General features: G+C 47.3%; 19 protein-coding genes and 1 pseudogene. All 20 read right to left on the bottom strand.

Annotated features, from left to right (window positions below; all coding sequences use genetic code 11):
* Positions 1-336 precede the first annotated feature (336 nt).
* Positions 337-654 (bottom strand): hypothetical protein, encoded by a 318-nt coding sequence (locus HWQ67_RS02465; RefSeq protein WP_218251059.1) that lies wholly within the window; start codon positions 652-654, stop codon positions 337-339.
* 84 nt (positions 655-738) lie between these two features.
* Positions 739-1,074, bottom strand: coding sequence for a M15 family metallopeptidase (locus HWQ67_RS02470; protein ID WP_218251060.1), 336 nt, complete (start codon positions 1,072-1,074; stop codon positions 739-741).
* Positions 1,075-1,160: 86 nt separating this feature from the next.
* On the bottom strand, positions 1,161-1,397 hold the full coding sequence (locus tag HWQ67_RS02475) for a hypothetical protein (protein WP_218251061.1): 237 nt from the start codon (positions 1,395-1,397) through the stop codon (positions 1,161-1,163).
* A 15-nt stretch (positions 1,398-1,412) separates the two neighbouring features.
* Positions 1,413-1,877, bottom strand: coding sequence for a hypothetical protein (locus HWQ67_RS02480; RefSeq protein ID WP_218251062.1), 465 nt, complete (start codon positions 1,875-1,877; stop codon positions 1,413-1,415).
* Positions 1,874-4,531 (bottom strand): hypothetical protein, encoded by a 2,658-nt coding sequence (locus tag HWQ67_RS02485; protein ID WP_218251063.1) that lies wholly within the window; start codon positions 4,529-4,531, stop codon positions 1,874-1,876. The genes HWQ67_RS02480 and HWQ67_RS02485 overlap by 4 nt, the downstream gene beginning before the upstream one ends.
* Positions 4,531-5,661 carry a hypothetical protein gene (locus HWQ67_RS02490; RefSeq protein WP_218251064.1) on the bottom strand — a complete coding sequence of 377 codons (1,131 nt, stop codon included), beginning with the start codon at positions 5,659-5,661 and terminating at the stop codon, positions 4,531-4,533. The genes HWQ67_RS02485 and HWQ67_RS02490 overlap by 1 nt, the downstream gene beginning before the upstream one ends.
* A 3-nt stretch (positions 5,662-5,664) precedes the next feature.
* Complete coding sequence (locus HWQ67_RS02495) at positions 5,665-6,375, bottom strand: hypothetical protein (RefSeq protein WP_218251065.1); 711 nt, start codon at positions 6,373-6,375, stop codon at positions 5,665-5,667.
* A gap of 306 nt (positions 6,376-6,681) precedes the next feature.
* Positions 6,682-6,963, bottom strand: coding sequence for a hypothetical protein (locus HWQ67_RS02500; protein ID WP_218251066.1), 282 nt, complete (start codon positions 6,961-6,963; stop codon positions 6,682-6,684).
* Positions 6,964-6,973: 10 nt separating this feature from the next.
* Complete coding sequence (locus tag HWQ67_RS02505) at positions 6,974-8,041, bottom strand: hypothetical protein (RefSeq protein WP_218251067.1); 1,068 nt, start codon at positions 8,039-8,041, stop codon at positions 6,974-6,976.
* Positions 8,016-8,180: a hypothetical protein gene (locus HWQ67_RS02510; RefSeq protein WP_218251068.1), complete on the bottom strand. Its 165-nt coding sequence runs from the start codon at positions 8,178-8,180 to the stop codon at positions 8,016-8,018. Before HWQ67_RS02510 ends, HWQ67_RS02505 begins: the two co-directional genes overlap by 26 nt.
* The gene (locus HWQ67_RS02515) at positions 8,177-10,849 is read right to left on the bottom strand and encodes a hypothetical protein (RefSeq protein WP_218251069.1); all 2,673 of its coding nucleotides are present in this window, start codon (positions 10,847-10,849) and stop codon (positions 8,177-8,179) included. Before HWQ67_RS02515 ends, HWQ67_RS02510 begins: the two co-directional genes overlap by 4 nt.
* A gap of 1 nt (position 10,850) precedes the next feature.
* Positions 10,851-11,549 (bottom strand): hypothetical protein, encoded by a 699-nt coding sequence (locus HWQ67_RS02520; RefSeq protein WP_218251070.1) that lies wholly within the window; start codon positions 11,547-11,549, stop codon positions 10,851-10,853.
* A gap of 9 nt (positions 11,550-11,558) precedes the next feature.
* Positions 11,559-12,077, bottom strand: a complete 519-nt coding sequence (locus HWQ67_RS02525; RefSeq protein WP_218251071.1) for a methyltransferase domain-containing protein — start codon at positions 12,075-12,077, stop codon at positions 11,559-11,561.
* Positions 12,061-12,690 carry a hypothetical protein gene (locus HWQ67_RS02530; RefSeq protein WP_218251072.1) on the bottom strand — a complete coding sequence of 210 codons (630 nt, stop codon included), beginning with the start codon at positions 12,688-12,690 and terminating at the stop codon, positions 12,061-12,063. Before HWQ67_RS02530 ends, HWQ67_RS02525 begins: the two co-directional genes overlap by 17 nt.
* 85 nt (positions 12,691-12,775) lie before the next feature.
* Complete coding sequence (locus tag HWQ67_RS02535) at positions 12,776-12,982, bottom strand: hypothetical protein (RefSeq protein WP_218251073.1); 207 nt, start codon at positions 12,980-12,982, stop codon at positions 12,776-12,778.
* A gap of 67 nt (positions 12,983-13,049) precedes the next feature.
* Positions 13,050-14,267: a P22 phage major capsid protein family protein gene (locus HWQ67_RS02540; protein WP_218251074.1), complete on the bottom strand. Its 1,218-nt coding sequence runs from the start codon at positions 14,265-14,267 to the stop codon at positions 13,050-13,052.
* 39 nt (positions 14,268-14,306) lie between these two features.
* The gene (locus tag HWQ67_RS02545; RefSeq protein ID WP_218251075.1) at positions 14,307-15,200 is read right to left on the bottom strand and encodes a hypothetical protein; all 894 of its coding nucleotides are present in this window, start codon (positions 15,198-15,200) and stop codon (positions 14,307-14,309) included.
* A 12-nt stretch (positions 15,201-15,212) separates the two neighbouring features.
* Entirely contained in the window at positions 15,213-16,982 is a 1,770-nt protein-coding gene (locus HWQ67_RS02550; protein WP_218251076.1) for a portal protein, read from the bottom strand.
* A gap of 14 nt (positions 16,983-16,996) precedes the next feature.
* Entirely contained in the window at positions 16,997-17,158 is a 162-nt protein-coding gene (locus tag HWQ67_RS02555) for a hypothetical protein (RefSeq protein ID WP_218251077.1), read from the bottom strand.
* Positions 17,159-18,059: pseudogene (locus HWQ67_RS02560) on the bottom strand (hypothetical protein); the annotation flags it as partial.

Below are 18,059 nucleotides of genomic sequence, written 5' to 3' on the forward strand. Positions count from 1 at the left end.
GGTTTTCGCGGATTCATCTCTGATAATTTTGCGCCAATCAAAGATGTGATGTCCTAACCAGCAACAAAATAAAAGCCTTAGATATTTTTTGAGCATAGCTACGCTCCGTTAAAATTTAACCCTACGCAGAGCGTCGAGTCAATTCTTTCCACGCATGGCGGATGAGATAGGCCTTTATCTTAACGCTTTACTTACAAACTTCCATACCACGAAAAACACTATTATCCCGCAAACCACCGTGAGTCCTGCCATCGGTGCGCTCATCGTTACTTTAGGCGCGCCCTGAAGCAAGGAGATGTCTGAATTAGAAACCGTGCCTGTACATGTATTGTCCACTTACTTCCCCTTCACATACGTCAACATGCGCTCGCCAAAGATGAACGACCACACGCTCCGTGCCATATCCCATGCAAGTTCGATATTTTCTTGCGGAACGCCCGGAATGTAAATCGACGCAACCGCCGCCACGATGACGATTGCGGCCAGTATATATCGGAAGGAAGCCCTAAGGTCAGCAACCCACCTGCTGATATCGCCAGCGGGTTTATCAAGCTCTGCAAGGGCGCGGAGTCTATTAGTATCGGCCTCCATAAGCTTTATGCGCTCATCAACGTTCTGTGGTTGTGCGCCAGCCCCACCTGTCAATCTACCCACAATGCCACGGATACCGTCGGCAAAGGTAGGTACTAAAGCAGGAAGTAAAGTGGTTAGAAGAAGTGCGGCTCCCATAAGGTCTCCTTATCTATGCTCAAAATGATTCCCGTCGTGAAACCCTGCGAAATCCCCACCCCATCTGTTGTCAGGATGAAGGGACTTCCAGTACATGCCAAGTTCGGCGTAGTCCTCGGAGGCCGTCAAGTAAACACCCTCCTTGAAAAGGTTGAAGTCCACCGCCAAACGGTCTTGGTGTTGTGACCTTTTCACTTTACTCTTTCCTGACTTCAAATGCAAGGCTTGTTGTTCGTCCGTGCGGAACGCCTCGCCGAAGGTCAATTTGTAACCTTTGGCATAGGCAAAGGTGATGAGTTTGGCCACCATCGGGGTAAATTCTCTTTGTTTGTCACCAAGTGTCATTTTGTGTCTCGTCGATTGATGACAAAGTGGTTTGTGTATCATATTTTCTATTCTACGATATACAAACTTAGTTCTTAAGTTACTTCCTAACCAAAAATAGCTTTTGTTAATAACCCCCCGACAAGCAACATGAGAAAGGAAATAAATAGCGTCGCCCATACGGGTAATCGGGCAACGAGCTTTTCCTCGATGCCTTCGAGCTTTGAAAATACCCGCTCGGCTAACTTGTCGTGCCGTTCTTCAAGCTTTGTTAGTTGCAAGCGCGTCTCGTGATTGTATTGGTAACATTCCCCGACTGTCTTTCCTTCTGGTTGTTCAGACACATCAATAATCCCCCTTTACTTGACGCTATTTGCAACTACCTTTTCCATCAACCCACGTTTATCCCGCAAGATAGTAAACTCCCACTTGGAAGGCGTGGCGGGAGCGGGTTTTGGTTTCTCGATCTCGGTAAGTTCTTCCACCTTATTGCTCAAGAGGTCGAGTTTCTCATGTAGCTTATTGTCAACCTGCAATTCCATCGTCTTTGTCGAACCTTGCGGCTTCTGACCAACAAGAGTATAGACAAGCATTTTTAGTTCGTCGATGGACTTGTCAACGGTTTGCACCGTCTCCTCAATCTTCTTAGGCGGAGTGGTCTTCTTCTCTTTCGCCTCTATCTTCTCTACCACCTCGGAAAGCTTTTTGTACATTGCAGACCTACTCATATCGGAGTAATAGGTCTTGTGCATGTGATTGAAAAACGCCGTCTCGCTCATATCCTTGTACTTCGGAAATCTGGCCTTTATCTTTGCAAGGTTCATTGCGCTACCTCCATATTTCTGCTACTGAAAGGTTCCCCTCTCAAGTTAAGTGGGTCTTGTAGTTCTTCGGGTTCTTTCTCTCTCGGTATATCGCCAAGTTTGATTCCGGTCTGTATGCCAGTGTTCCTAAGTGCTGAATCGAAACGTTTCTTGATGTACGATACAGGCGCACCTGCGGACATCCTGATAAAAGCGTCGGCTACATCAGGATTGAGCAAAGCTTCGTTGATTAACTTCTCTTTCTGGGCAGTCGTATAACGTGTCGCAAGTTCTTTCGTTGCTTGTGCTATCCCAGTAGCGGCATAATATGGGAATTTCATTATGCGCCCACCGAAGAAAGAAGCATTTGCGACAAGCCTTTCAGTCGTGGGGTTTAGATTCTCAAGAACAGGTGAGCCCGTGCCGTACGCTGGCTTAATCGTCCTGTAGAATATTTTATATGCGTCAGTGAAAGTGTCCATCTTCTTTAACTCGTCAGGCGTGTAGATAGCTTTAAAGATATTTGCATGTGTCTTTCTTATTTGGTCTAACTTACTTGGGTCATAAACTACAAAGTCATCTATATCGCGCATGGTAGTTTGTGAGCCTTCGAGTGCATGATTCCATACAGCACGGCGCAAACCAGTTACCGCTTCTGGAGTCTTACCGATGACTCTGCCTATCTCCATTATCTTTTGAGTAGGGTTAGCTCCCTTGAGTATCGAAGGGATAACTTTATCTAAGTCGCCTTCAACCAAAAGACTTGTCTTAACCGCCTCATCGAGCGTTTTTTGTATCGCGTCAACATTCTCGACTTCTTTGCGGATATCGGGGAACGCACGAAGTGCGACGGCATGTTTATTGCGCCATGCTTTTGCCTTTGTTGCGGACAGCAGGTTGGTACCTTCATCGAAGACGTTATCTATAAAATCTCTCATAGCCGCACTACGCAGGGCTTCCCGTGCGGGTTTATTGCCGCCAAGCGTTGTGATGAAATCTCTTACTTGCGTCTCGCCTGATAAAAACTTTTGGGCGATATCTTCTGCGTCTATGCGTGTAGTTTCTCCACGCTTCCCTCTTTGAAGCACCTCTGCGGCAGTGCCAGTCTTAAAAGGAACATATTCTTTGCGGTATCTTTCTTTTGCAGTGCGATATAGGCCACCAAGAGTGCCAGTTTCAGTGCCGAGAGTATCGAGAGTTTCATCAAGTGCGGTACTAATCTTCTTTAACCTGTCTATCATCTCACCATTCTCTGTCTGGCTTATGGCTTCTTGGATACGGCTCTTAAACTTTCTTGCGGCGGCAAAAGAAATGCCCTTTTCACTTGCGCGCAATAGTTCATCCGCTACTTCTGGATTCTTCCTGACAATTGCTTCTTGCATTGATTTAGGTAATGCAAGAATTTCCTGCGTCGCTATGTCCGGTTGCATGTTGGTTTGTATTTCATGTATCAACGCATTGGGTATGTTGGCCGTGCCACCGCCTTCATACGGAGTTGCGGCCTCTACCAAAGCTTTTTTAAGGCTATTGGCTGGCAATTCTGGGTTGACCTGCGATATCTCATCAAAGAGTCTATCCATCTCAAGGCGTTTCTCGCCTTTGGCCGCCTTCAAAGCTTCGTGGATGTTTTCGCCTTCGGCAAGCTTAGAGATCTCCCTATACTTGTCAGCAACAAGCCTCGCTTTAGCTTCTTCCATCTTGCGATTAGCCATGACAGCTTTCTCGACATCCCTAACATCGCCTTCTGGAATCAATTTCTGCCCATACTCCGCAATCTTTTCTGCGGCCTCACCCCTGCGAGTACGGATCGCTCCGGCGAAACCAGCTTCTTCGCCCTTCTGGATTAGTTTTCTTTCAGCTCCAATAAGTCCTGGAGTACCAGTAGCTTGAGCAGTCGTGAATAGCCGACCACGACCAAGCCCCTTTTCTATTTTCTTCGCTTGCTCAATATTGGAAGCATATCTTTCAGGCGCAACAACCGATTCCTGTATTGACTTCGCGGCAGTCTTGGCAATCCCTTCCTTAGTGAAAGCTCTCTTTGCAACGTCTATGATACCCTTTGCGCCAGCATATCCAAGTCCACCTACTAACTGCGCGGCTATATCGGCATACGGACTATCAGTCTGCGTCCTTGTAAGACCGGAGGCCGCACCAGCGGTAGTAGCCATACCAGCTTCGAGTTTCAGGATATCAACAAGTGGCATTTTCTTCAAATCGCCAAGAAGTGTTTTTACTATAGGGCCAGTAGCCTTGCCCGTCTTATTGACATAGGCCAATGTTCCAGCAAGCGGTATCAACGCACCAGCGACTTGTTCGCCGACAGCTTTCGCGACATTCTCTGTAACGCCCTGTGGCTTATAAGATTCAGGCATTATTTTGCGGATAGACTCGCTACCGCCGAATGGTTTATCTATGCCAGCCCCGGCAAGGTTAAGCACTGCGGTTACGGCATCCACGGGGAGTCCAAGTGTACCAGCTATCGCCTCATTTGCGCCAGTACCAAGAGAACGCCCTATATCGGATACTTTCCCCACAGTCCGTCCAACTATCCCATGTTCTTCTGGTATGGCAGTGGTTTGGGCAAATGGATTATACGACACTGGCCGTCCAACAACACGGCCTTGTGAGGGTGTTTGAGCGAATGGATTATGACTTACAGGTATTCCAGTTGGCATTATTCTTGCACCTCAATGAATTGACCGTTTCTCTCCACATACCACTTACCATCGGGGGCTTGCCTTTTGCCAGCCACTTCTTCGGCAGTAAGTTCTATAGTACCTTGGGTCTCGCCACCAGTGATATCTTGAACAGTAGCGGCTTTCTTGTATGGTATACCGATAAAATCTTTGTCGATTTTGTATTTGTCGGCAAGCTTTTCGTAATCGCTGACAACCGAGTTGTATTGGTCAGAGTATACCTTATAGAACTCACGCCCCATGTCAACAAGTGCAAGCCGCTCATCGTTAGTCAGGCCAGCACCACCAGAGGCTAACTTATCTATTTTGCCTTTAATTCTATTGAGTATCGCTATGTTCTGCGGAGTCCTTGCATACTCACTCTCGCGCACAACAGAAGACGGGTCGGTCATCTTATTAAACAAGGTAATAAGCGACTGGTCAATAGCTACAAAGTTATTGGAAGTCTGGGCTTTTTTGTAAGCTTCCTCCATAACTCTATATTTATTAGAAATGGTCTGATAATCTTTAACTAATGGATTGCTCTTTAGTTCACTGCGCAATTGACCTGCAACTCCGGCCATCTGGTTAGCGGTAAGGTCAGAAGGCTTCTTTTCGCCAGCCTTGATATCATACGCCTTCGTCGCAGGATTCCATTGCATGATACCTTCGGCAGTTTCAACAGTTTTGGCGGCTTCGGCAGGTTCCATGCCAGCCGTCATCTTCTTCTCAAGGTAGTTCTGGAAATAAGACGGGAGTTCCGGCTCTTTGAGCTTATCAAGCCCCTTCGCCTTCAACACTTCCATGACCTTTTCAAGAGGTATCTTCCTGTTTGCGGCCTCTTGGATTATCAGTTGTTGGTTTTTAACGGCTTCTTCATACTTCTGTCGCATTTTCTTGTGTTCCGCTTCGACCCATTGTGCTGTGCCGAATTCTGGTTCAGGTGCAGGTGTTCCACGGGGAACACTTTGCACATAAGTATCGGCGTTCTCAACACCACCACCGAAAAGTCCCACTCCGGCAGATGTACCGCGAATAACAGGACGTTCGCCAGTCAATTGCGTAAGACCACGAAGCGTACTTTCCATACGCGGCATGGTTTCTGGAGTAAAACTCTGCGTCAAAGGCATATTCTAACCTCCATACGACGGAATACGGGATAAAAATTCACTAAATCCACTTGCGCCAGCAGTTCCGGTATAGAAATCACTTATCGGGCGGCCTGTTTCCTCGGCTCGCCTTATACCGACCTGTTGGTCTTCCCAGCTTGCCCAAAACTGCGGGTTGACGGACGGCGGGGCGTTATTGGCGACTCTCGTGATCTGCCCACCGCCAGACAGGTCTTGCCCAAGAGTAGAAGTCGAGAACGGCATATTCCTCAACGTATGGGTAGGCTCTTTGCGATTGAAACCTTCCCGCGCCCTACGCTCTTTATCAAAGAAGTATTCCTTCTGTGCCATTTCATAGTCGAGAAGTTTTCTACGCTCATCAGCTTGCCAATTCAAAAGTCCGGCCTGAACGTCCGCACTATATTCCGGCGCATACATTCTCTGTGCTTCGCCTCCAGCACCAGCCATCGCGCTCTCCAAGCCCTCGCCATACCCCGAAAGAGCTTCCCTGCCTATCAACCCTTGAACATTTGGATTCTCGGCTCTACGGGCTGTCTGGAGCGTCGAGAGCAGTCCTTTGCGAAGCTTTCTGACGGCGGGAGCGGCCTGTTGCTGTTGGAGGAAACGGATTCTATCCCAATCCTGTTGAGGTGCGAAATAAGGTGAGACTTCAGGGGCGAGGAGTTCTTTACGCTTTGAACCGAACATCCCACCACTGCCGCTGGATGGATACATGCTTCCACCACCAAAAGTATATGGACTTCCGCTTGCAGTTATTAGAGGCATGTTCTGCTCCTTATTCTTGAGTGTATATGTAATGTCCTATACCATAAATACCAAACAAAGTCCAGTATGGTAAATTAAGGGCTAAAACAGAACATATACTTATCCAAAAGGCTACACAAAGACGACAATCAAATAACCACTTGTTTCCCTGAATAAGCCAGAGGGTGCGTGGCCTCAACCATCTACGAGGCTTATCAAAGACCGCTCCTTCTGTTATCAGCAAAGAAATGATGTAGACCGAGAAAGAGGCTATTATTATTTCTTCCCACATCCGCCACAACCTCCATCTTTCTTGTCTTGGGCAACGTTACTCTTGGCTTGCTGATGTAGCGCGTTCATCTCGCTTACAAAAGAACGGTATGCCGACTCTGCTCCAACGCCCTTATATCGCTCCATAGCGAACATCAAAATACCGACTTTTTGAGCATACTCGTAAAGTGGCAAAGGTTGTCTCTCTACCCTCAAACACTCTTTGACATATTCATCATAATCGTATATGTTTTTCAATGAAAGTACAATATTTAAATTTCTCAACATGTTGCCTCCATTACAAGCATTGCCATTCGTACTTATTGCCTTCACCACTCGTTGCATAAATATTGTAAGGCCCACAATCCGCCGGACAAGTGTTCACATACCCTGGGACTCCTAATGCTACAGAACAGTTTGTCTCACCTGCAACATCATAGCAACCACAATTCACAACAGTCCACTTAGTAGCTGTTGTTTCTGTTACTGTTGTCCCTGCACTATAACCACAACCAAAATGCAAACACGTTGCCGTGCAAGTTTCTACCAAGACCCACCCACTTGCCGCACCCGGCATACGAACTTCAAGGGAAGCAGTCGTACCACAACTACTCGTGACTGTTATCGTCGCCATACCGCAACAACCAGTCCAATCCCATGACGCAGATGCAGTATCTTCGCCGCCGGTAGTTACCGTGCCACAACTTACCGACCATTCATATGGGGCAAGACCACCGACGGCTGTATAAGTACCACCAGTACCACTTGGCGTAGTGTTACCAGATATATAAACCGTGGCGTCTGGTACTTTTACGTTTATTACTACAGCTGAGAATGAATCACAAGTATCATGACATATCATATAAATTTGGTAATCATCACATCTACATGGGATTTTAAGAGATATCTGCCCAGGTTTGTCCCTATCTGTACCCATGCTATTTAATACATCATCGTCCAGCATCAATGGCATACAATAGGTAAGACCCGTGCCATCCATCATAGCAAAGAATATGGTCTCTCCACACCAAATATCGTACCATACTTGGTTGCCCATGCCCGGTATAAAAAGATCCGCTGTATGATTAGCACAAGGGTCTGGCGTATCACCCGGCACTTCAACGTCAGGCGACGGCGGTGCATCGGTATAAGGCAAGCGAGCCGCATCAGGGTGCATTGCCTCCATTTCCTGATAACCTCTCTCATCGAGATAGGGCTTGTGCATTTCAGAATGGGGAAGACTTGAGAAATCTTCCGTAGCCGAAAGCGGACTCGTGCGCATAAAGTCAACAAAATCTTCATCCTCGTTGTATTCAAGGTACGGCCTCCGGCCAGTGTTATTATCTATTGCCTTTGGTTTTGTCATCTTCGTCTATTGGTATTTCCATTACAGGCGGATTCCACCATGCCATATCTTTGTACTCGACCGTGCGTTCGAGATTAAGGTTTTTACACTCCGTTATCTTCTCAAACCACCTTCTTGAGTCTACCTTTTTCTCTGTCATCGATTATCCCCAATCGAGGTTATGCGATAACCAACATCCAAGAGGAGCATTGATTGAGCCGCTGTCGCATGACGATATCTCACCGTGAAATGGTCTCCTCGAAGATTTACACGCCACCTGTGTCTGCGATATGGTTCACCAGTATTCTCTGCTACCATCGTAAGAGTACCGAGCGGGTCTGTCAAGAAAGTCGAATTGCCGTTTATCGCAAATGACTGTAAAATATTTCCAGCAGATTGCGTTTTGCACCTCAACGCCACATCGCGCATTTGTAACCAGTTACCCGCACCGTCTATTTCTTGGTCTATATAGGAATCAATGGCGGTACTAACGTCATCTGCTCCCGTATTGAGTCTATAGACGAACCCATCAGAAGACCCTCCGCCATATTGCAAAGAGAAGGTATTACCGCTTGCGCCTTCAAATTCAGCTATACAAGAGAGTGCTTGGCCGAGAACATCAAAAGTCCAAGTACCGTCTTCAATATGGAAAACAGGAAAGATGTTTGGTACTGTAGCAGACCCGCCAGACACAAGGCCAACCCTTATTGCGTTTCTGGCACTGTCATAGGCAAGCCACATCTTGTCTTCATAACCATTCCTAATGCACTCTGTCTTCATCGGATTGAAATAATTATTGATTGGCGCGGAGATCCGAGAAACGGTCTTCCCGTCTGTAACGTATACTCCATAATGCGATAACCAGAAAGCAAGCGTTTTTATCTTCTCATCTGTCGCCGTAGCTGTGCGAACACCGTCAATTACTGCGGCACATTTTGCGTTCAATATACCTACATTGGACGATAACAAGAGTTTCCCGAAAGTCTTTGGCGTATAACCTTCGTAGAGTGTCGTGCAACCGCCTTCCGTTCCTTTCTCCTCTTGCCAGATGATAATCTCGTTGTGAAACTTCTTAACGCATCTCACTGCGTTGTTACGGCCATCGCCGGGGGCGAGTATTGCAAAGTCCTCACCATTGAGCATCAATGGCTCGTCGGAAGTTGCGACATAACAGTATTCAGGATATTGCGTGAAAGAATACAACGCCCTATTCTTCCATACTCCATTCGCTTTCCCAAGAGTTCCAATATCAGATATGTCATAATGGGGGATGTACTGTATGCCTATGTTGACTTTGTCCGAAAGAGTTTTGTCGAATTTGATACGATACCAGTATGCCTGGTATGGCGAATCTTCGAGTTGCACTCTCTCCGGTACATCGAGCGTAGTCCAACTGACGAACCCGCTTTTCGTAAGTCCGGCGGTATCTTCTGTCATGGTAATTGCGCTCCACGCGCTTCCTGTCCAACGCGCCACTTCGCTTATTGTGGTAGTGTTCTCGCCAAAAGTGATTGTCGCACTTTTATCCAACTCGGTTGTCAAGCGAGCGGCTTCGACATTTATGACGGTAGAAGAAACAGATAATATTTTCGTAGTTCCGTTATTGGAGGTCGTACCAGAAACTGTTATTGATTGCCCTGGCTGAAATCCGGCAGATAGGAAATTAGCATCAGTTGAGCGTATATAGTCAGTACCAGGGCCAGTGCCAGCATCGAAGAAAGAAATATTCGAACTACCAGTCACGGTAGCTTTTGTTATGTTCGGCGTTGCGCCAACATCGATAAATAGTGCTCGCGCAGGTTCGGAAGTGGCAACGTAGAGTATGTCTTCTCCAGTCACCATCTTGCTTACATCTATCGAACTCCCGCCATAAGTCATGTATTTAAGTTGTGCGGCGCGGTACACCTTCGCCTCTATCGCATCCACAAGAACACCGTCCCATACATTCCTTATGCCCTGCCAAGAGGAATTAAGCCCTATCGTATTAATGGATATGGGCGTAGTCAAGTTCGCCGATGGTTTTAAGCGATACCAGAACATACTCAAGCCAAAGAGATATGTTGGTCGCTCATCTGCCCCGGCAAGAGTCCACGACATGCTCCCGTTTTGTCCGAGAGTTGCGCCGGAAAGCAATGTCCCATCTGAAAAACCGGACACGGCTGTCCAGCCTGAAGTATTTCCCCAATAATAAAGGGCAGTAGTGGCCGTGGCTACATTCACGGTAGTAAGCGTGAACTTTATACTCGTGAGCGGAACAGGCGAGCCTATAAAGAGGCTATGATTTTGGAGAACAGAAGTCAGTGTAGCGACCGTTGATGTATCCGAGTCCCTTACCTCGACCGTATAATCTTCGCCACCTTCCGGTATAGCTGGAACGGTAGTATTTTTGAAGACAATAAATGCATCCGGCGGTCTATCTGTGCCTATGTTTATCTGGTGTTGTCGAACTCCATCAGAAAATATGCATATATCGTCTATATTGCCCCAGGACGCGGGTATCGCATTAGATACGGCAGTAAGTACGTCTGAACCAAATGCACCAGTGGTAACGGTCGGGGGATTGTTGGTTGCCTCCTGTACCGAACCATCGACAAGTTGTCGGTAGGAATGAATTTCGGTCTTTGCACCCTTTGAAAACTGATAGAGCGTCATGGTTTCAAGGGAGGAATCAGCTACGGTATGTTGAACGGCTTGGCCTTTGCGTTTCTCGAATCCTGGGAATAGCGGATTCATATTCTGTATCATAGAAAAACCGCCATTCGGAATAGCGGTCTTCTCAAGAGCGGTTACTGCCCCACCATGAAGCGGTATAAGTTTGACTTCCATCATATTAATTACCCGATGTTATATCGTAGTTACCACCACCATGGTACAGTAGCGCGCTATCTATTGGCGAAGGGGTCTTGAGTTTGTCTCGTGCTACATAATTCTCGATCGTGAGTATTCCTTGCTCCGCGAGATGCCTAAGGTCTGCATTGATAGGATGGTCTGCGTCTATTGCAAGCCTAACGGCAAGGTTATTTACGATAACTTCTTTATAAAAATCCGGCATTGAAACAGAAGTCGCAAGGGTAGCGAGTTCGGTCAATGCTTTTTCGGAGATGATATACAGAGTCTCGACAGCAGACGGTTCGATATCGAAGTATATCTTGCCGAGCGTATATTGCGGGTCGTAGTAATACTTCTCTGGCCTACCATCCGAGGTTTTATGGCTAAGTGCCGCATATTCAGCTTGCGACATCGGGTCTATCGTATAGTCAACGCTATTTGAATCGCGTATGAAGACCTGTGATATCGAAAGCGGCCTCGTGGTGTTAAAGTTCCCACTTGACCCGATGGTATAGCTCGATTGCCCTACGACAAGAGAAAAGTATTCGATTGTCCTGAACGGGACAAGAAGTCCGTCAATACTCCAAAGACTTATCATATTATTAAGCATGACGAGACCTTTATCGCTCGAGGTCGTCGGGATAGTAGTTACACCTATTCTGTTATAGGCTTGATTTATAAGTTCTTGTGCCGTAGCCATCCTATCCCCCTATTTTATCGCTTTCAGGATAAGCCTTGTTACTAAGTCATCCGCTTGTAGACCTTCAATTTCAAAATCTGCCTTATAAAAGAATCTAAAATCGCTCATCGGTGTAGTCCCGCATTGTTCATAAGCCTTCTGTGAAAGGAAACCAAACATCTCCGGTGGCATAACCCGTTTATGTGAAGGGTCACCCCATGCCCATACGGACTTTGGCGACGGTACGATTATAAACATCATGCCGTTAGGTTTTAGTATTCTCCAAAAATCCGTAAACTGGTTGAAAAACGTCTTCCAATCACCTTGATTGCCTATATGTTCAAGTACGTCGTAGGCGTGTATCTCGTCAAAGAAATCATCTCCGAATGGTAGAGGTAGAACTTCCAGATCCCATACAACATCAGGGCTGTTATCAGGATTAAAATCGAGCGTAACAAGCCCTTGCCATGACGCATCTGTCTTTTGGCCTAACTTTTTATCTCGATTTTTTCCGCTTCCGATTAACAGTTCTTTATACTCTTGAGTCATTTCCACCTGATAGAAAGTTGAAATAGTTTCCCTCAAACTTCTGTGTGCCGATGTGCTTAAAGTTGATGTTCGGTTCAACCCATATCTCACCACCCATTTCAACCCATCTCTTACAAAAGGTCGCATCCTCGCCGTACCAGACATTGTCGCCAAAGAGCTTGCCAGTATCGAAGAACGTGCAAAGCCCCCTACTATCTCGTTCCATCTTGTAATGCGAGGCCATCTGCTCGAAGACGCGCCTATTGATACGCATGAAGCCAGCAGGGACACCAGTTGCGCTCACAAGACCAGTCTTCTCATCGAGGCAGTTGTTAGTTGCCTCGTCAAACTTGAGTACAACCGGAAACTCAAGTCCGGTTTTTCTATATGGGTATGCGCCAGCGACGATTCCTTTGTCGTGCTTAAGGAGTTTGAGCATCGCGTCCTTATCAAAGGCAACATCGGAGTCTACAAATATCAAATCCGTACAGGTCGTATTCAAGAACAATTCAACGCACATATTCCTTGCCCGTGCGATATAGCAATCACCGGAATGTATATACGGCATGACATTGTGGCCGTTATCCCTTAGAGCATGAGTATTAGTCAACAGGGATTCGACACACTCCGGCATAACACCGCCGTAAGATATGACCGCAAGAAAAACGTGCATGGGAATTGCGGGGAGGCAGGCAACACTCCCCGCGTATCCTTTCTTCTTAGACCGTGGTAATGAGGCCGAGATTTACGAGCGCGAGTCTTAGTGCCGTAGTGGACGCTATCGCCGTGGTAAGGTCGGTAGCGACAGCTACGCCAGTCTGTTGTACGACTGGAGTCGCGCCGAAGAACGCTATCTTATCGGTCGTACTCTGACCCATGCGAGTACCATCGTCATTGCCGTTTGTGAGTTCGATAACTACTGCCATGATGAACCTCCTATTGGTTGCGTAGAGGCGACGGGATTAACCCATCGCCTCATACTGGTTTATGTTATTAGCCGCGCACTCTGACAGCCCACTGCGGACGTATCGTCTTGTAGCCGTAGAGAACGTCGATACGGAGCGGGAATCTGTTGTTGGTTATGTTGCCGTCGCGCCAGATACGCATGGCGATATTGTCCTTTACCGCCGAACTCATCTTCTGGCTCTCGTCTATATACGGCATGACGCTTGCGAAGGTGAAAGCGTCCTTGTGATATGCAAGGTTCTGCGTATAGACCGCAGAGGCCGCGCCGGAACCACCAGCCGCGACGTTCACGATAGCCTTGCCAGCACCAGCCGAAACTATCTCGATATTCTGGCTTGCGCCGGACGTTACCGGAGTCGGGCTTACAGACCATACGTCCGTACCGTCGTTGGTAATGGCCGCCGTTATGACGAACTGCTGGAGGTGCGCGTATCTCTGCTTAGTCTCCCTATTGATGGCGTATACGTCGGCTATGGTGAATACGTCGCCTACCGTCATCGTGCCGTCCGCACCAGTCGTGGTGATGGTCGCCGTGCCGCTGGTTATACCCGTCGATGTATTACATACCGGAGTGGTATCGTCCCTCGTGCCGTTGGTATGGGTAGGAGTCATATTGCTCTCCCACCACTTGAGTCCAGCGGCCTCGCCTATGTAACCTTCGGCAAAAGCGCGTTCGAGTTCGCTCGCCTTATGGAAGTACGCACCCACGCCGTTGACTGTTGCGGCCATCGCAAGACTATCCATGAGAAGATGCCTGTCATTGGTCGGCGCAAGTTCCTGCGAAAGACGCGCATTGGCGTTGAGCACGGCCACGAGCGAAGCAGGGGTGGTCGCTGGAGTGCCAGTGAGGTTGAACACGTCTTTGTAGACGTTTGAGAGCACGTCGTACTCGACATACGAAGCAAGTTTCGTCATAGCGGGTTCGATTATGTTGGTCTCGAACTGCTCAACCGACATCGAATGGTCTATCGAGGATACTTCGAGGTCTACGCCGCGCTCCGTGAGGACAGAAAGGCTCTGCGTAGTCTCGGCGACATCGTTGACGGACATTACCGCGCCTGAACGAACGGTAAACTCGTTCGGATTCTTTATCAGAATCACGCCACCGTTCTTGCGTTCGCTGTTTTTTACATCTTTCTCATAGGTAGTGTTAATCGTCTTGAGGAACTTGAGCTTATTGGTGAACGACGAAAGGGACTTCTTAACCAAATCGCCGTCGCTTAGTGTTTTCCAAGTATTAGCCATCGTATTTTCCTTTTAACCCGTTCCTTCCGGATGAAAATGTTACTTGTATTTTGCCTGAAGTTTTCTTATCTTCTCGGCCTTCTCCCAAGCAAACCATTCTTCATCGGTCATCTTGGACGGGTCTTTTTTTACGGTATCATTACCGTCAATCGGTTTTATCGGCGCGGGGGCTTTACTTATAAGTCTTGCCTTCGCCTCACCGAACTTCACCTCAAGTTTGCCTATCTCTCTACCGAGCGATATCGGGTCAAGAGAAAGAAGTTTAGCATTGAAATCAGGGTTCTTGGCGATAAAGTAACCTATCTCCGGTGCGAGTTCAGAGGATAGTATCGCCATACTTACTTCTGGAGTCGAGGGCATTTCGTTAATCGCATCATAGAAGTCGGGGTATTTATCAGCTACACGCTTCGCCGCGACCGCGAATTTGGCCTCATTCTCCTTTACTTCTTTCTGTCTTGCGACCTCACGAACTTGGCTGTTGCGTTGGTTTTCGTTCCACGCCGCGAGGTCGTCTTCATACTTAATCCTTGCCGTCTTAAACTCCGCACTACTATCGTATTCAAGTTCGGCTGGAGGAACAGGGCGGTCAGAAGGCACTTTAGACGGCTCTGGAGACGAAACAACGCGCCTTTCAAGTTCTTCCAGTTTCTTAGCGAGTTCTTCATTTTTCTTCTTCTCCGCATATTTTTCTTTTGTGAGCGCGTCTATACGCTTTTGTACGCCGTTCTTCTTCTCTGGAGTACCGTTCAGGATATCCTCGATACTTACGGTCGAATCTTCCTGTCCGGTCTCTGTTGAGGTCCCCTGCCCCGTGATATCTGAATCATCATTCGTTTCTGAATCCTGAACTGGTTCTGTTTCTGCGGTTGCCGCTTCCGCCATTACTTTCTCGGCAATTTCGTCCGCCGTTACGGGCGTGGTTTCGGTGTTCATTGGAATCTCCTTTTAGAATGTCTCGGTTGGCGTTTGCCCTCCGGTTGAATCCATAGTTGCTTCGCCGCCTTTACCACCAAGCAAAGCGTTCATATTCTTGTTGAGGCGTTCCTTTATCTCCTGCGCCCCTGGCCAATCAGCGTATTTGAACACCAAATCAAGCATTAACGGAGAGATATTCGGAGAAGCTTGCATAAGGGAAGTCATCATCTCAACAGCTTCTTGGCGACGCGTCGAGTACATCCCGACTTCAGCTACAACGTCATACTTGCCGACAGTTAAATCGTTGACAATAAGTTCTTCTCCAGTTTCGAGGTTTACTGTAGTCTCGTTTATCTTGACGAGTTCATCATTACCGTCTTCTCCGAGAATACGGATAATGCGCTCATCGTCGTATATCTTGGGTATGATATTGATAAGTTGTTTTGTCGAAGCAAGCACTGCCCTCTTGAAATTATCTCCGAAGTGATAAGTGCCGAATTCGCTTCGTCCTGCACGTTCTCTAATGGCAACTCCGGTACGTTCGTTGCTTCTTTCACCGAAAGAGGCTTGATACATGCCGATGGTGTCTTGTATGTCTGCGGCTGAAAGTTGAAGCATCTGCGCCGCTCCGGTAGGTATCTGCGGAGGCGGTTCACGGCGCGGTTTGCTATTCGTTCCTTGTTGGTTTACAAGCAAATAGGCATAGTTCTTCTTATTCGCATCATTCCACTGTTGTTCATGCCCCTTTATTTCCTGCGGGGTTACAAGATAAGGTGATTTAGGTGCAAGAGCAACTGTTTCAGTCATTGACGTAAGCCAGAAATTATATGCCCGTTGAGGGTCTTTTGCGTCATTGACTAAAGCGTTCTTGTACTGTTTACCGCCAATATTGAATTTATCGCCATATACTTCGATTATGGGTATATCATCACCTACCCATTCGCCTTCTTCGAGTATATCATGGCCAGTAATGCGTTGCCATTTGACCTTCGGGGCTTTGACGGTCTTTTCTTTGAGTATGGAGTACCCATTAAAAGAGAGTATTTCAGGGGTGATTTCGTCGGTCAGTTCAACAATCTTGCTATTGCCAGTCCCATCGACGATAAGGGCGATCTTTTTATCATAATATTCTTTGAAGTAGTAATCAGCGATGAAAATCTTATCGCTTTCGTACCAAAGCGTATACTCATCGCCTACCCCACTAAGATCAAAATCATCTTCGAGTTTGTCGGGGTATCTATCCTTAAACTCTTTACATGTCATCCCTTCACGGATGAAAGCAAATTCTCCACGCGGGTCGAGATAAACGGAGAACTGATTTTCTATCTTCTTCAGGAGTATCTCTTGGCTGAATGAATCCGTTGATTCCTTAGTGATTATCTGCCAATAACCGAATCCACCAGCTACCGCGGCCTCGCCAGCGGTCGTATAGACCTCTTGGGCATTGCTTTGGTATTCAATCTGGCGTATAAGTCCTTCGATGATTGCCGCCCTTTGCAAGTCTCCCTTATCATCAACTGGGCGTACCTTACCTACGACGCGCTGGTCGCGTTCGCGGTTTACCACTTGAGCGACGTATTTTCTTAATTTATTAGAGGTCAGACAGGGGCGGGAATCGTTCTGGCGTTCTTCGCGAATCTTCTCGGGCCATTGACCACCATCAACGTTATAGACAAACCGGAGATTTTCAAGGGCATTGGCGCGTATCGGCGTTTCTGCGGTATTGATAGTGCGGAAACGCTCCCTTGCAATTGCAAGAGGGTCTTCTTTGCCAGTATATCTATTTTTCTTTCTTGCCATTTTTGTTGATGCCCCTAACGACAGTTGTCACCAAGTAATTCTTTCATCACCATATCATCTATTTCTTTAGTCAAGCGACGGCTTGATTCATTGCATAGTTGTTTTATTGCAATTTGGTATTCGTTACCATCTGCAAGTTCTTTTAAAACAACTTTCTTGGTTTTCTTCTTAGCCATTTAAGCCCCCAGCCAATCTTCCGATGAACTATTACCAAAACCAGATGTCCTATTAAAACAATATACACCTTTTGTCTGTCTTGTCAACATAATATCGTCGAAGTAGTAAGTCAAGGCCAAACTATCGCACTCATCGGGGCTATGGCCGAGTTCAGCTTTAAGCTTCGATTTCTCGATTATCTTGACTTTCCCGCTTTCGTAAGTGGCTTTCATGGCGGTGAGTTGGTCAATAAGGTCAGTGTCGTTAGGTATCGAGATACACCCCTTCTCGAACTGCGTTCTCAATATCCAATACATCTCGGCGCGTTTGTTCACAAAGCGTTGTGAGTCATCGGCCTTGCGCCTGCAGTCAGCCGCCTCGACACAACTGCCGAGCCTATCATTTAACGCCCCATAAACCGCCCAGCCAATGCCTATGTTATCTACCCTGAAGACATCGGCGTTATCCTCGGAGAAGTCATTCAAAGCCCAATTGATAAGCGACTGCGAATCAGGGGTAGTCAGACGTTTAATCCCATACACCTTACCACCCTTACGGGTTACAATCACGCTCTTATCGCCACCTGCGCCACAGTCCAGCCCCTTAATCACAGGGCTTGTATTCAGGGGTATGACTTCCCTATCAACCGCGTCCATGACCCAGTCGGCAGGTATCAAGGTGAGCTCATCTTCAAGAGGCGGTAGACCCAAGACCCTTATCCGATACGGGTTACTATCCTTACCGTACTTCTCGGCAACCCTTGCGATAACGTCCTTATCAGAAATCTCGCTGTCTTCCGCGTTCCACCTGACAGGTAACCAGTAATCAGAAAACTTGCCGTGGGTATCAACGGCATACCCTTTACTACGAGTAGGGTTGAATATGACAAAAGCAAAGTTACATGCCTTCGTAAGAGTACCT

Origin of the sequence: Candidatus Magnetobacterium casense, assembly GCF_019173545.1 — a bacterium.
GTDB classification, from domain to species: Bacteria; Nitrospirota; Thermodesulfovibrionia; order Thermodesulfovibrionales; family Magnetobacteriaceae; genus Magnetobacterium; species Magnetobacterium cryptolimnobacter.